This is a genomic window from Ruegeria sp. G7 (assembly GCF_056535465.1).
This window is the reverse complement of record NZ_JBQFIL010000002.1, coordinates 684,260-697,559: the sequence shown is the minus strand read 5'-3', so window position 1 is coordinate 697,559 and position 13,300 is coordinate 684,260. Positions and strand designations below refer to the sequence as shown.

Genomic DNA, 13,300 nt, shown 5'->3' with positions numbered 1-13,300 from the left:
CCAATGCCGAAGATCGAAGGACACTGCCTGTGCGGACAGGTCACCTATAGTTCAAGCGCGGAAGAACCCGCGATGATGGTTGTCTGCCATTGCCCCGACTGCCAGCGCCAAAGCGGCTCGGCCTATTCGACCAATGTTCTGGTCCCGACGGCTTCGATCGCATTTGAAGGCGAAAGCCGCAGGCAATTCGTTGTAAACGGGGCCTCGGGGCAACCCGTGACGCGGAATTTTTGCAGCAATTGCGGCTCGCCGCTGTCTACGGAAATGCCCGCGTTCGGCAATCTTGCTGCCGTAAAGGCCGGTACGCTGAACGACAGCTCATGGGTCAAGCCAACGATCCAGATCTGGTGCGACTCGGCCCAGCCTTGGGGCCCGGTTAACGACGAAATGGATACAGCACCGGCAAATCCCGGCTAAACGATCCGGTTTGACACTCGGACCCGCGCCTGATCTGATCGGACGCGGGCGTCACGCTTCTAGTTGCAGGATACTATCCGATGAAAGTTGCCGCCGTTCAGGCCGCTCCGGTCTTTCTTGATCCTCAGGCCAGCACCGACAAGTTGATCTCGTTGCTACGAGACGCTGCCGCAAACGGGGCAGAACTTGTGGTCTTTCCCGAGGTGTTCTTGTCGGGCTACCCTGTCTGGCTTAGGGCGGAAGCGGTGGCGCACAATGACGAGTTGCTCAAGATTGGCCATGTGGCCTATCTGAAATCCGCCATCACGACAGATGGGCCTGAAGTCGCAGCGATTTGCGCCGAAGCGACCGCACTGGGCGTGGCCGTCATGACCGGCATTGTCGAGCGGTCGGGATCTGGCGGGTCGGTCTATGCCTCATTGGTCTCGGTGCATCCCGACAAAGGCGTCGTGAATGTTCACCGCAAACTCAAACCCACTTTTCACGAGCGGCTTCTGTGGGCAGACGGGGATGGTCATGGGTTGTCTGTGCAGGACTGGCAGGGCGTCAGGATCGGCGGCTTGAATTGTTACGAGAACTGGCAACCGCTGGCCCGCCAGACACTATACCAGCAGGGCGAGCACCTGCATATCGCGACATGGCCCGGAGACCTGGATGTCACAGATCACATCACCCAGTTCATAGCGATGGAGGGGCGCGTCTATGTCATCTCCGTCTCGGGCCTCTTGCGCAGCCGTGACATTCCCGAAAGCTTTCCGCTTCGGCGCTACGTGACCGAGGGCCGCGATGTTATCAATGACGGCGGCAGCATGATCGCCGCACCCGGCGGTCAACTCATCGCCGGTCCGGTCATGGGCGAAGAAACGATACTTTATGCCGAAATCGACATCGAACAAGTCATTGCTGCGCGCATGAAATTGGACCCGGCAGGGCACTACAGCCGACGCGATATCCTCAGCCTGCGCCACAATAGTCAGCGGCTGGACTAACGACGCGGGGGACGGCCAACCCCAGACAGTATATCTCGCTGCCCAACAACCCGCGCCCAAAATGCGCAGACTCTCCGCAACATGACGAAAAATGCCTATAAGATAGGCAACTCGATGACCCGGAACTGTGTTCCGCACATTTCGAATTGTGCTGAACACCGGCAGGGCCCAGCTGAAGGTTCATGAGCCAAAACCTGACCGTCGTTGTCGTCGAGCAAAACCAGGACCGCGCTTTCGCGATTGTCGATGCCTTGAAAGAGTCCGGGGACGTAGACGTTTTCATAATCGACAGCGCGTCAGGTCTGGCGCGCAAAATCGCGACGCATAGCCCCGATATTGTACTTATTGATGTCGACAACCCCTCGCGCGACATGCTGGAGGAATTGACGGTAGCGTCGGGTCCGATGGAACGCCCAGTGGCGATGTTCGTATCGGGGGCTGCGGGCGGGTTGGCCAAGGCCGCGATTGAGGCAGGTGTGTCAGCCTATGTCGTGGACGGCTTGCAGGCCGAACGCATCAAGCCCGTCATGGACACAGCGATCGCAAGGTTCCAGATGCTGCGTCAAATGCGCGTGGAGTTGGAAGAGACCCGGCGCGCGCTGGAAGAACGCAAGCTAATCGACCGCGCCAAGGGCTTGCTGATGAAGGCAAAGGGCCTTCAGGAGGATGAGGCCTACGCGTTGCTGCGGAAAACTGCGATGAATCAGAACCGACGCGTGGCGGAAGTGGCCGAAGCTCTGGTGACCGCCTCGGAGTTGTTGTCATGAGAACCGTAACGCTACCTGTGGCCTACATGCCCCTGGTCGATGCGGCTCCGCTGATCGTCGCGCGCGAGATGGGATTTGACCACGCCGAGGGTATCTCACTTGACCTGCGCCCTGCCCCGTCCTGGTCATCACTGCGTGATATGCTGGCTTTTGGCCATGTAGACGCGGCGCATCTGCTCTCTCCGGTACCGGTTGCTATGGCCTTGGGTTTGGGCGGTATCGCCACGCAACTGTCTGCGGTGTCTGTTCTGTCGCTGAACGGAAATGTCATTGGCGTCGGAAACGGGCTGGCAAAGCGACTGGTCGATCAGGGATATGGCTTCGACTTTGACGACGCCCGAGCAGCAGGAGCAGCGCTGGCAAAAGCGGCCGAAGACGTTCTTGTTTTCGGCGTGCCTTTTCCATTCTCGATGCATGTCGAGCTGCTGCGTTATTGGGTTGCAGGCACTGAATTGGCCGCCAAGCAGGTCGAAATTCGCACAGTCCCGCCACCCTTGATGGCCCAGGCTTTGGCCAGCGGCGAGATCAATGCGTTCTGCGTAGGCGAGCCTTGGGGCTCTTTCGCGGTAGACGATAACGTCGGCACGCTACTGTTGCCCGGTCGGGCAATCTGGACCTGCGCGCCGGAAAAGGTTCTTGCGGTCAGGAACGATTGGGCCGAAACCGAACCTCATCTGCTGGGCAGCCTCATGCGCGCGGTCTGGCGTGCCGGGCGCTGGCTGTCCAACCCGGAGAGCCGAACAACCGCATCAGATATGCTGTCGCGTAAAACCTATCTGAACGTGTCACCCGAATTGATAGATCGCGCCCTGATGGGCGACTTCGCGATCTCGGCGCGTGGCGAGCAGCGCCATGTTGACGGTTTTGTCGAGTTCTTTGACGGCGCAGCCACGTTTCCATGGCGTAGTCAGGCGAAATGGGTTGCCCATCAGCTCGCGAAGCGAAACGGACTGGATGCCGGCACCGCAGAACGCCGCGCGGCCAAGGTCTTTCGCAGCGATCTGTATCGCCGCGAATTGCAAGGTTTGGGGGTTGAGACACCTGGTGCATCCGAAAAGCTGGAAGGTGCTTTGACCGAGTCAACAGCTGTTGCCTCGGCGCATGGCAGCCTGATTCTGCTTCGAAACCTGTTCTTCGATCGGCGCATTTTCGAGCCGTCCGGCTGAACCTGCACATTTTTTTTGCACTGCAGCATCTCACCATGCTGCGACGCAGAATTTTTCGCCCAAGAACGGCAAAATTTGATGACGCCCCGCGCAGCGATTGGCTAAATAGCTTCACCGGCAGGCAACGACGCCTCCGAAAGAATTCGCCCGAACATCAGGGCAACTGACAAGAGCAAAGCCGCTCGACCATCCGCCACCTCCTCCCGGCGGACTGTGTCGGCGGCTTTTTTGTTTGCCCAAATGTTTGGGCTGAACCGAAAGGGATCGAGATGAAAAAGCTACTTCTGGGCCTCATTGCTTCTACCGCGCTTGTGTCTCCGGCACTTGCCGAGCTGGAACTGGAAAAAGACGAACTGACTTTTGGCTTTATCAAGCTGACCGACATGGCCCCTCTGGCCGTCGCCTATGAGCAGGGTTACTTTCTGGACGAGGGCCTGTTTGTGACCCTTGAAGCCCAAGCCAACTGGAAAGTGCTGCTGGATGGCGTGATCGGCGGGCAGCTGGACGGCGCGCATATGCTGGCAGGCCAGCCTTTGGCGGCGACCATCGGATACGGGACCGAAGCCCATATCATCACACCGTTCTCGATGGATCTGAACGGCAACGGCATCACGGTCTCGAACGAGATTTGGGAAGAAATGAAGCCCAATATCCCCAAGATGGATGATGGCCGCCCACAGCACCCGATCAGCGCCGAGGCACTGGCACCGGTCGTCGAGAAGTACAAGTCCGAAGGCAAGCCCTTCAACATGGGCATGGTCTTCCCGGTTTCGACCCATAATTACGAACTGCGCTACTGGCTGGCCGCCGGTGGTCTGCATCCTGGGTATTACAGCCCCGAAAACGTGACCGGCCAGATCGGCGCGGATGTGTTCCTGTCCGTGACCCCTCCGCCGCAGATGCCCGCTACCTTGGAGGCCGGTACGATCTATGGCTATTGCGTGGGCGAGCCGTGGAACCAGCAGGCCGTGTTCAAGGGCATCGGCGTTCCGGTCATCACCGACTATGAGCTGTGGAAGAACAACCCTGAAAAGGTTTTCGGTATCACTGCCGAGTTTGCCGAAGAGTATCCGAACACCACTCTGGCCGTGACCAAGGCGCTGATCCGCGCGGCGCAGTGGCTGGATGAAAACGACAACGCCAACCGTCCCGAGGCGGTCGAGATCCTGAGCCGTCCGGAATATGTGGGCGCGGATTATGACGTCATAGCCAACTCGATGACCGGCACGTTCGAATACGAAAAAGGCGACAAGCGCGAAGTTCCCGATTTCAACGTGTTCTTCCGCTACAACGCGACTTACCCGTTCTACTCGGACGCTATTTGGTACCTGACCCAGATGCGCCGCTGGGGCCAGATCGCCGAGTCCAAGCCCGACAGCTGGTATGACGAAGTCGCCAAGTCGGTCTACAAGCCCGAGATTTATCTCGAAGCCGCGCGCCTGCTGGTCGATGAAGGTCTGGCGAACGAGGCTGATTTCCCCTGGGACAGCGACGGCTACAAAGCCCCGACCCCGGCCGAGGATATCATCGACGGTATCCCTTATGACGGCCGCACCCCCAACGCCTATCTCGAAAGCCTGTCCATCGGTCTGAAAGACGGTCAGACGATCGTCGGCTCGGACGTGCAAGGCTAATTCCCCAAACGCCGCGCCCGGCCCTTGTTGGGCGCGGACCCCAAAGTGCCCCGCCATCGCAAGGACACATCAGATGACAACGGTCGATCCCGAATTCAACGCAGACGCCACCCGAGAGGAACGTCGCGCCCGCCTTTTCACCCGCATCAACGCAGCCGATAAGTGGTTCCAGGTGTTGGGCCTCAGCTGGGCCACGCCGGTCCTGAAGGCCGCCGCCGGAGACAACCCACGCGCCCAGATGACCGAGATCTGGCGGTTATTGATCGTTCCCCTGCTGTCGATCTGTGCCTTCCTGCTGCTCTGGGCCACGCTGGCCCCCAAGGTGCAAACCTCGCTTGGTGCGGTCCCCGGACCTGCGCAGGTTTGGAGCGAGATGGTCAGTCTGAACGAAGACGCAAAGGCCAAGGCCGCCAAGCGCGCCAAATTCGAAGCGATGGTCGAAAAGCGCAACCAGAAGTTCATTGATGCCGGTCAGCCTGAGAAGGTGAAAGAAGTCGCCTTTACCGGAGCGCCCTCCTACTACCAGCAAATCTGGACCTCGATCAAAACGGTGTTTTTCGGCTTTCTGATCGCCACAGTGGTCGCCGTGCCGCTTGGCATTGCCGCTGGTCTGTCCCCGACAGCAAATGCCGCGTTGAACCCGCTGATCCAGATCTTCAAACCGGTGTCTCCGCTGGCCTGGCTGCCAATCGTCACCATGATCGTCTCGGCCGTTTACGTCACAAATGACGGCTGGTTCGCCAAGTCTTTCCTGATCTCGGCCATCACCGTCACCTTGTGTTCGCTGTGGCCCACGCTGATCAATACATCGCTGGGCGTTGCCTCCATCGACAAGGACCTGGTGAATGTCTCCAAGGTGTTGAAAATGAACACCTATACCAAGATCACCAAACTGGTTTTGCCCTCTGCCCTGCCGCTCATCTTCACCGGTCTACGTCTGTCACTGGGCGTCGGTTGGATGGTTCTGATCGCGGCGGAAATGCTGGCGCAGAACCCCGGTTTGGGCAAGTTCGTCTGGGATGAGTTCCAGAACGGCTCGTCCAGCTCGCTCGCTAAGATCATGGTTGCAGTCTTCACCATCGGTATCATCGGCTTCCTGCTGGACCGGGTGATGTACGCGCTGCAATCCCTGTTTACCTTCACGAATAACCGGTGATCGCGATGAGCATTCTGAGCTTCAAGAACGCTTCCAAATCCTTCGGTGAAGGCACCGCGCGCACAGATGTGTTGAAAGGCATAGACCTTGACGTGCAAGAGGGTGAGTTTCTGGTGATCCTCGGCTTCTCGGGCACCGGTAAAACGACCCTGATCAACCTGATGGCTGGCCTGGATACGCCGTCCAAAGGCGAAGTCACCTTCAAAGGCACTCCGATCAAAGGGCCGGGCCCTGAGCGTGGCGTGATCTTCCAGAACTACTCTCTGATGCCATGGCTGACGGTCAGCGGCAATGTGGGGCTGGCGGTAGATACTGTCTTTCCCGGCCTCAGCAAGGCCGAGAAAGCCGAGAAAGTCGCACACTATGTGAAGATGGTTGGACTCAGCCACGCCGCATCGCGCCGCCCGGCGGAGTTGTCCGGCGGGATGCGCCAACGGGTCAACGTGGCGCGAGCCTTGTCGATGAACCCCGAGGTTTTGTTGCTGGATGAGCCTCTGTCGGCGCTCGACGCGCTCACCCGCGCCAATCTGGCGGATGAGATCGAACATATCTGGGAGGCTGACAAGAAGACTTGTGTCCTCATCACCAATGATGTGGATGAGGCGATCATTCTGGCCGACCGGATCATTGCTCTGAACCCGGATGGGACGCTGGGGCAAGAGTTCCGTGTCTCGATCCCGCGCCCGCGCGAACGCGGTGCGATGAACAATGACGAGACGTTCAAACGCCTGCGGGCGGACGTCACCAAATACCTGATGGATGTGGGGATCGAGGCCAAGGTCGAAGGCTCTCGTATCCTGCCGGATGTCACCCCGATCCACGGGGTTCCAACGGCGGTCGCCGAGGCGCAGAAGGGGATGATCGAGAACCGTTTCCTCGACTTCTCGCAGCTGCACAAGGTGTATCCGACGCCCAAAGGCCCCCTGACCGTAGTCGAGGATTTCGACCTGAAGATCGATAAGGGTGAGTTCATCTCTCTGATCGGCCATTCGGGCTGCGGCAAGTCCACGGTTCTGACTATGGCCGCAGGTCTTAATGACATCTCGAAAGGTGCGATCAAGCTGGATGGCCGCCACGTCGAAGGGGCCGATCCCGAGCGCGCCGTGGTATTCCAATCGCCGAACCTGTTCCCGTGGCTGACCGCCAAAGAAAACGTCGCGATTGGCGTCGACAAGGTCTATCCCAAAGCCAGCATGGCCGAGCGGCAGGACGTGGTGGAGTACTATCTGGAACGCGTTGGTCTGGCTGACGCGATGGACAAATCCGCCTCCGATCTCTCGAACGGTATGAAGCAACGCGTCGGTATCGCCCGCGCCTTCGCACTGTCGCCCAAACTTCTGCTGCTGGACGAACCGTTCGGAATGCTCGACAGCCTGACCCGCTGGGAATTGCAGGAAGTGCTGATGGAGGTCTGGTCCCGCACCAAGGTGACCGCGATTTGCGTCACCCACGACGTGGACGAGGCAATCCTGCTGGCCGACCGTGTCGTGATGATGACCAACGGCCCACAGGCGACGATCGGCAAGATCACCAAGGTCGACCTGCCGCGCCCGCGCACCCGCAAGGCCCTGCTGGAACATCCGGATTACTACGCCTACCGGCAGGAGGTCCTCGATTTCCTCGAAGAATACGAACACGGCGCCAAGCCTAAAACACCCGCCCCAAAGGCGATTGCAGCGGAGTGAGATCATGAAGCAAAGACTTGTTGTCATTGGCGCAGGGATGGCCTCGGGCCGGGTGCTGGAACACCTGACCGACGCCACGCCGGATGCGTTCGACATCACCCTGTTCAATGCCGAACCGCGCGGGAACTACAACCGCATCATGCTCAGTCCGGTCCTGTCGGGCGAGAAGACCTATGATGAGATCGTCACCCATGACGACACCTGGTATGCCGCGCGTGGTATCTCCTGCCGCTTTGGCGAGAAGGTGGCCAAAATCGACCGAGAGATGAAAGTGGTCAAAGGGGCCAACGGACATGTGCCTTACGACAAGCTGATTGTTGCTACAGGGTCAAATCCGTTCATCATCCCTCTGCCCGGTCATGATCTGGACGGTGTGATCGCCTATCGCGATCTGGAAGACACCCAGCGGATGATGGGCATGGGTTCGGGCAACAAGGTTGTCGTCATCGGCGGCGGCTTGCTGGGGCTTGAGGCCGCTGCGGGTATGGCCGCGCATGGGGCCGAAGTGACCGTCGTGCACATCATGGGCCATCTGATGGAACGCCAGCTGGACGAAGCGGCAGGCTATCTACTGAAGAAGTCGTTGGAAGACAAAGGCATCAAGATTTGCCTGCAGGCGAACTCCAAGGAAATCCTCGGGGAAGATGGCAAAGTCCGCGCGCTGCTGCTGGACGACGGGACCGAACTGCCCTGTGATCTGCTGGTCATGGCTGTGGGTATCCGCCCCAATACGGCGCTGGCGCAAGAGGCCGGGCTGGCCACAGGGCGCGGTATCCATGTGGACGACCAGATGCTGACCTCGGACCCGGATATCTACGCCGTCGGTGAATGCATCGAACACGACGGGGCGGTCTTTGGCCTTGTCGCGCCGCTCTATGATCAGGCGAAAGTGGCAGCGCAGGCGCTGCTGGGCGAAGAGGCTGCGTTTGCTCAGAAAACCCTCTCAACCAAGCTGAAAGTCACCGGTTGCGATCTGTTCAGCGCGGGCGATTTTGCCGATGGTCCTGGGCGTGAGGATATTGTCTTCCGCGATCCGTCTCGCGGCGTCTACAAACGCCTTGTGATCGAAGAGGATCGTCTGATCGGTGCTGTCATGTATGGCGACACTGCTGACGGCAGCTGGTTCTTTGGCCTTATCAAAGACGGAACCAATATCGACGAGATGCGCGAGACGCTGATCTTTGGCCCGGCCTATCAGGGGGGCGACACTGCGGACCCTCTCTCAGCCGTTGCAGCGTTGCCGCCTGAGGCGGAGATTTGCGGCTGCAACGGCGTATGCAAAGGCGAGATTGTCCAGGCGATCAATGCAGGGGCGGGTGATCTGAGCGCGGTGCGCACGTCCACCAAGGCCAGCGCATCCTGCGGGACTTGCACCGGATTGGTTGAACAAGTGTTGCAGGTCACTCTGGGCGATGAGTTCCAGATGCCTGCTGCGCAGCCCGTATGCGGCTGCACCGATCTGACCCATGAGGATGTGCGGCGCCTGATCAAGGGGCAAGAGTTGAAAAGTCAGGCTGCTGTCTGGCAGGAACTGGGCTGGAATACACCCAATGGCTGCCATGTCTGCCGGCCTGCGATTAACTACTACCTGCTGGCCGATTGGCCGCTGGAGTATCAGGACGACCCGCAAAGCCGGTTCGTGAACGAACGAAAGCACGCAAACATCCAGAAAGATGGCACTTTCAGCGTCGTGCCCCGGATGTGGGGTGGGATTACAACACCCGACGAGTTGCGCGCTATTGCCGACGCGGCTGACAAGTATGACGTTCCGACAGTAAAAGTCACAGGTGGTCAGCGGATCGACCTGCTGGGTGTGAAAGGGGACGACCTGCCTGCCATTTGGTCGGATCTGAACAAGGCCGGTCTGGTCTCGGGGCATGCCTATTCCAAGGGGTTGCGTACAGTCAAAACCTGCGTCGGCACCGATCATTGCCGCTTTGGCACGCAAGACAGCACCGGCCTTGGCATCAAGCTTGAGAAAACCCTTTGGGGCTCGTGGACGCCCCATAAGCTGAAGCTCGCGGTGTCGGGCTGCCCCCGCAACTGCGCCGAGGCGACCTGCAAGGATATCGGTGTGGTCTGCGTGGACTCAGGGTACCAGATCAGCATCGGCGGGGCCGCCGGTATGGACGTCAAAGAGACTGAATTACTCTGTCAGGTCCCAACCGAAGACGAAGCGATTGAAGTCGTGATGGCTGTCACTCAGGCCTATCGCGAAGGCGGCAAGTATCTGGACCGTCTGTATAAATGGCTGGGTAAGGTCGGCATGGACTGGGTCAAGGCTCAGGTCGTGGAGGACCGGGAGAACCGTGCCGCTCTGGTCGAACGGTTCGAACTGTCCCAAAGCATCTACCGCAAGGACCCGTGGGCGGAACACGTCAAGGAAAAGGCGCAGACCTATGCGCCGATCGCAGATTTCACACTGGAGGCCGCGGAATGAGCTGGATCGACATCGGACATATCGAAGACATCCCACTGCGCGGCGCGCGTCTGGTGAAAACGCACGTCGGCTGTATCGCCGTCTTCCGCACAGCCGAGGCTGAGGTCTTTGCCGCCACCAACAGTTGCCCTCATAAAGGTGGCCCGTTGGCCGAGGGCATTGTACACGGACAATCCGTGACCTGCCCGCTCCACAATTGGGTTTTTGACCTGAACACAGGCGAAGCCCAAGGGGCGGATGACGGGCGGATTGCAACTTACGCGGTGCGCCTTGAAGGTGATCGCATCCTGCTGGATGACAGCACAATCACACGGCGGAGCGCAGCCTGATGGACGGGACCGGCCTGCCCGAGATCCGCTCGACCTGTGCCTATTGCGGGGTCGGGTGTGGCGTTCTGTTACGTCCTGACGGCGCGGGCGGATTGACGGTGCGTGGAGATCCCGACCATCCCGCAAATTTCGGGCGCCTCTGCTCGAAAGGGTTGGCTTTGGGCGAAACGGTCGGGCTTGATCACCGGTTGCTGGCTCCACGGTTGTTTGGCGAGGACGCGACATGGGACGACGCATTGCAGCGGGTTGCCGATCAGTTTTCTGCCACCATCAAGGCACATGGACCTGACAGCGTCGCATTCTACGTCTCCGGCCAACTGCTGACCGAGGACTACTATGTCGCCAACAAGCTGATGAAGGGTTTCATCGGCTCGGCCAATATCGACACGAACTCGCGTCTTTGCATGGCCTCGACTGTGGCTGGCCACAAACGCGCTTTTGGAACAGATACAGTCCCCGGTACGTATGAGGATCTGGACAAGGCCGATCTGGTCGTGCTTGTGGGCTCCAACCTCGCGTGGTGCCACCCGGTTCTGTATCAAAGGGTCATCTCGGCCCGCCAGGCGCGCGGGACAAAAATCATTGTCATTGACCCGCGCCGCACAGCAAGCTGCGACCAGGCTGACCTTCATCTTGCACTGCAGCCGGGCAGTGATGTCGCCCTTTTCAATCATCTTCTGGGCAAAATCCACGCATCGGGACAAACCGACCAAAACTATCTAAAGCACACCCGCGGCATGCACGATGCCCTGAAATTGGCAAAACAGGATAATCCGGCTGCCACGGGTCTCGACCCGGCCCAGCTTAAAACCTTCTGCGATTTATGGATCGGAACCGAGCGGGTCGTGACCGTGTTCAGTCAGGGCGTCAACCAATCCTCCAGCGGCACCGACAAGGTGAACGCGATCCTCAACTGCCATCTTGCCACCGGTCGCATCGGACGCGAAGGGATGGGGCCGTTTTCGGTCACCGGCCAGCCCAATGCAATGGGCGGGCGCGAGGTGGGCGGTCTGGCGAACATGCTGGCCTGCCATCTGGACATTGAGAATGAAGACCATCGCGCTGCCGTTCAGCAATTCTGGAACGCGCCGCGCATGCCGGAACAACAGGGACAAAAAGCCGTCGACCTGTTTCGCGCGGTGGAAGACGGAACGATAAAGGCGCTTTGGGTTATCCACACCAATCCCGCTGCAACCATGCCGGATGCTGACAGAGTGCGTCAGGCGATCGCCGATTGCCCGTTTACTGTTGTAAGCGATCTGACTGAATGCACCGACACGGCGCGCCTTGCGGATGTTGTGCTGCCAGCAACGGGTTGGGCCGAGAAAGATGGCACCGTCACAAATTCGGATCGCACCGTCAGTAGGCAGCGCGCGGCTCTCGCTCCGCCGGGGCAGGCTCGGGCGGATTGGGATATTCTGTCAGAGGTCGGACGGCGCATGGGGTGGCACACTGCATTCGACTATGACAACCCCGGCCAGATCTTTCGTGAATACGCTGCGCTGTCTTCTCTGGCCAAGACGTTTGGCAAGGACTTCGACATATCCGGGTTCTCGAAGCTCAGCGACGAGGACTATGAGGCGCTGCCTCCGACCAAATGGCCGGTTACATCGGATGCAACTGGCGGGCGGTTCTTTGGGAATGGAAGGTTTTTTCATCCCGACGGCAAAGCGCGTTTTGTTGCGGTTGGTCACAGGCCCCCTCGGGCTGAAACATCGGCGCAATATCCATTTCTTTTGAACACGGGACGGAACCGGGATCAGTGGCACACGATGACACGCTCGGGTTTGTCGCCCCGGTTATCCGCCCATCTTGCCGAACCTTTCCTTGAGCTGAACCCCGAGGATGCCAGCCGTTTGGATCTGCTTTCTGCTGATCTGGTAGAGATTGAAAGCCCGGTTGGCACGGGTATCCTTCGCCTGCGTATCACCGACGCCGTTGCGCCGGGGCAGGTCTTCGCGCCAATTCACTGGTCAGCAGAAAACGCGCCCAGTGGCCGAATAGACGCGCTTGTGCCCAGCGTAACGGACCCAATCTCGGGACAACCCGAGAGCAAGGCGGTGGCGGTCGCGGTCAGGCGCATGAACGCTGCATGGTACGGTTTTGCAGTGTCCCGCTTCGCCCCGACGCCTCAGTCCGATTATTGGGCGCTGTCCAAATCCGAAAACGGCTACAGAATGGAACTGGCTGGCTATGACGCCGTCGCCGATTGGAAGCGCACGGCGACCAAATGGTTCGGGTTGTCCGATGCGGCATCGACCTGGGTCGAAGATCCAATTCGCGGGTCGTTCAGAATTGCCTTCTACGAGGGTGATCACGTCTTGGCGGCCCTATATGTGTCACGCAAGCCGGTCACGCTTATGCGTGAGTATCTGGCATCTTTTCCGGATACCTCTTTGCAGCAGATGCTGTCGGGGTGCTCATCCGCCGACGCGGTTGATTGCGGACCTGTCGTGTGCTCGTGTTTCGGCGTCGGCATGAAAACGATTGTGGACGCCATTCAAGCGCGGAAGCCTGTTGATGTGGATGAGCTTGGCGCGGTCCTGCAGGCGGGAACAAATTGTGGTTCCTGTCGGCCAGAGCTTGCCGAGTTGATTGCCACGCAAACAGTGAGCCGTGACACGAAACCAGTTCCCCAACTTCAGGTCCCGTAAGCCCGGCACCCTGACTGCAAGAGCTTGCCGAACCCGCATGGGTAGATTTGGCTAGCGCCTGAG

General features: G+C 59.3%; 10 protein-coding genes. All 10 read left to right on the top strand.

What is annotated here, in order from left to right; translation table 11 throughout:
* Positions 1–3 precede the first annotated feature (3 nt).
* The 10 genes from ACR3EN_RS19950 (at position 4) to ACR3EN_RS19905 (ending at position 13,237) form a co-directional block, all read left to right on the top strand.
* Positions 4–417: a GFA family protein gene (locus ACR3EN_RS19950; protein WP_480821095.1), complete on the top strand. Its 414-nt coding sequence runs from the start codon at positions 4–6 to the stop codon at positions 415–417.
* Between the two features lie 80 nt (positions 418–497).
* Positions 498–1,406 (top strand): carbon-nitrogen hydrolase family protein, encoded by a 909-nt coding sequence (locus tag ACR3EN_RS19945; protein ID WP_480821097.1) that lies wholly within the window; start codon positions 498–500, stop codon positions 1,404–1,406.
* A gap of 182 nt (positions 1,407–1,588) precedes the next feature.
* On the top strand, positions 1,589–2,173 hold the full coding sequence (locus ACR3EN_RS19940) for an ANTAR domain-containing response regulator (RefSeq protein WP_480821099.1): 585 nt from the start codon (positions 1,589–1,591) through the stop codon (positions 2,171–2,173).
* Positions 2,170–3,339, top strand: a complete 1,170-nt coding sequence (locus ACR3EN_RS19935; protein WP_480821101.1) for an ABC transporter substrate-binding protein — start codon at positions 2,170–2,172, stop codon at positions 3,337–3,339. Before ACR3EN_RS19940 ends, ACR3EN_RS19935 begins: the two co-directional genes overlap by 4 nt.
* A 269-nt stretch (positions 3,340–3,608) precedes the next feature.
* Positions 3,609–4,973 carry a CmpA/NrtA family ABC transporter substrate-binding protein gene (locus ACR3EN_RS19930; RefSeq protein WP_480821103.1) on the top strand — a complete coding sequence of 455 codons (1,365 nt, stop codon included), beginning with the start codon at positions 3,609–3,611 and terminating at the stop codon, positions 4,971–4,973.
* A 73-nt stretch (positions 4,974–5,046) separates the two neighbouring features.
* A complete protein-coding gene (locus ACR3EN_RS19925) occupies positions 5,047–6,129 on the top strand; it encodes an ABC transporter permease (protein ID WP_480821105.1) in 1,083 nt (360 codons plus the stop codon).
* A gap of 5 nt (positions 6,130–6,134) precedes the next feature.
* A complete protein-coding gene (locus tag ACR3EN_RS19920) occupies positions 6,135–7,814 on the top strand; it encodes an ABC transporter ATP-binding protein (RefSeq protein ID WP_480821107.1) in 1,680 nt (559 codons plus the stop codon).
* A 4-nt stretch (positions 7,815–7,818) separates the two neighbouring features.
* The gene (gene nirB / locus ACR3EN_RS19915) at positions 7,819–10,254 is read left to right on the top strand and encodes a nitrite reductase large subunit NirB (protein WP_480821109.1); all 2,436 of its coding nucleotides are present in this window, start codon (positions 7,819–7,821) and stop codon (positions 10,252–10,254) included.
* The gene (gene nirD / locus ACR3EN_RS19910; RefSeq protein ID WP_480821111.1) at positions 10,251–10,583 is read left to right on the top strand and encodes a nitrite reductase small subunit NirD; all 333 of its coding nucleotides are present in this window, start codon (positions 10,251–10,253) and stop codon (positions 10,581–10,583) included. The genes nirB and nirD overlap by 4 nt, the downstream gene beginning before the upstream one ends.
* Positions 10,583–13,237, top strand: coding sequence for a molybdopterin-dependent oxidoreductase (locus ACR3EN_RS19905; protein ID WP_480821113.1), 2,655 nt, complete (start codon positions 10,583–10,585; stop codon positions 13,235–13,237). Before nirD ends, ACR3EN_RS19905 begins: the two co-directional genes overlap by 1 nt.
* Positions 13,238–13,300 lie beyond the last annotated feature (63 nt).

Coding starts and splice junctions, on each gene's coding strand:
- ACR3EN_RS19930 (WP_480821103.1), top strand. CDS start 3,609: ATGAAAAAGCTACTTCTGGGCCTCATTGCTTCTACCGCGCTTGTGTCT.
- nirB (WP_480821109.1), top strand. CDS start 7,819: ATGAAGCAAAGACTTGTTGTCATTGGCGCAGGGATGGCCTCGGGCCGG.
- ACR3EN_RS19945 (WP_480821097.1), top strand. CDS start 498: ATGAAAGTTGCCGCCGTTCAGGCCGCTCCGGTCTTTCTTGATCCTCAG.
- nirD (WP_480821111.1), top strand. CDS start 10,251: ATGAGCTGGATCGACATCGGACATATCGAAGACATCCCACTGCGCGGC.
- ACR3EN_RS19935 (WP_480821101.1), top strand. CDS start 2,170: ATGAGAACCGTAACGCTACCTGTGGCCTACATGCCCCTGGTCGATGCG.
- ACR3EN_RS19920 (WP_480821107.1), top strand. CDS start 6,135: ATGAGCATTCTGAGCTTCAAGAACGCTTCCAAATCCTTCGGTGAAGGC.
- ACR3EN_RS19905 (WP_480821113.1), top strand. CDS start 10,583: ATGGACGGGACCGGCCTGCCCGAGATCCGCTCGACCTGTGCCTATTGC.
- ACR3EN_RS19940 (WP_480821099.1), top strand. CDS start 1,589: ATGAGCCAAAACCTGACCGTCGTTGTCGTCGAGCAAAACCAGGACCGC.
- ACR3EN_RS19925 (WP_480821105.1), top strand. CDS start 5,047: ATGACAACGGTCGATCCCGAATTCAACGCAGACGCCACCCGAGAGGAA.
- ACR3EN_RS19950 (WP_480821095.1), top strand. CDS start 4: ATGCCGAAGATCGAAGGACACTGCCTGTGCGGACAGGTCACCTATAGT.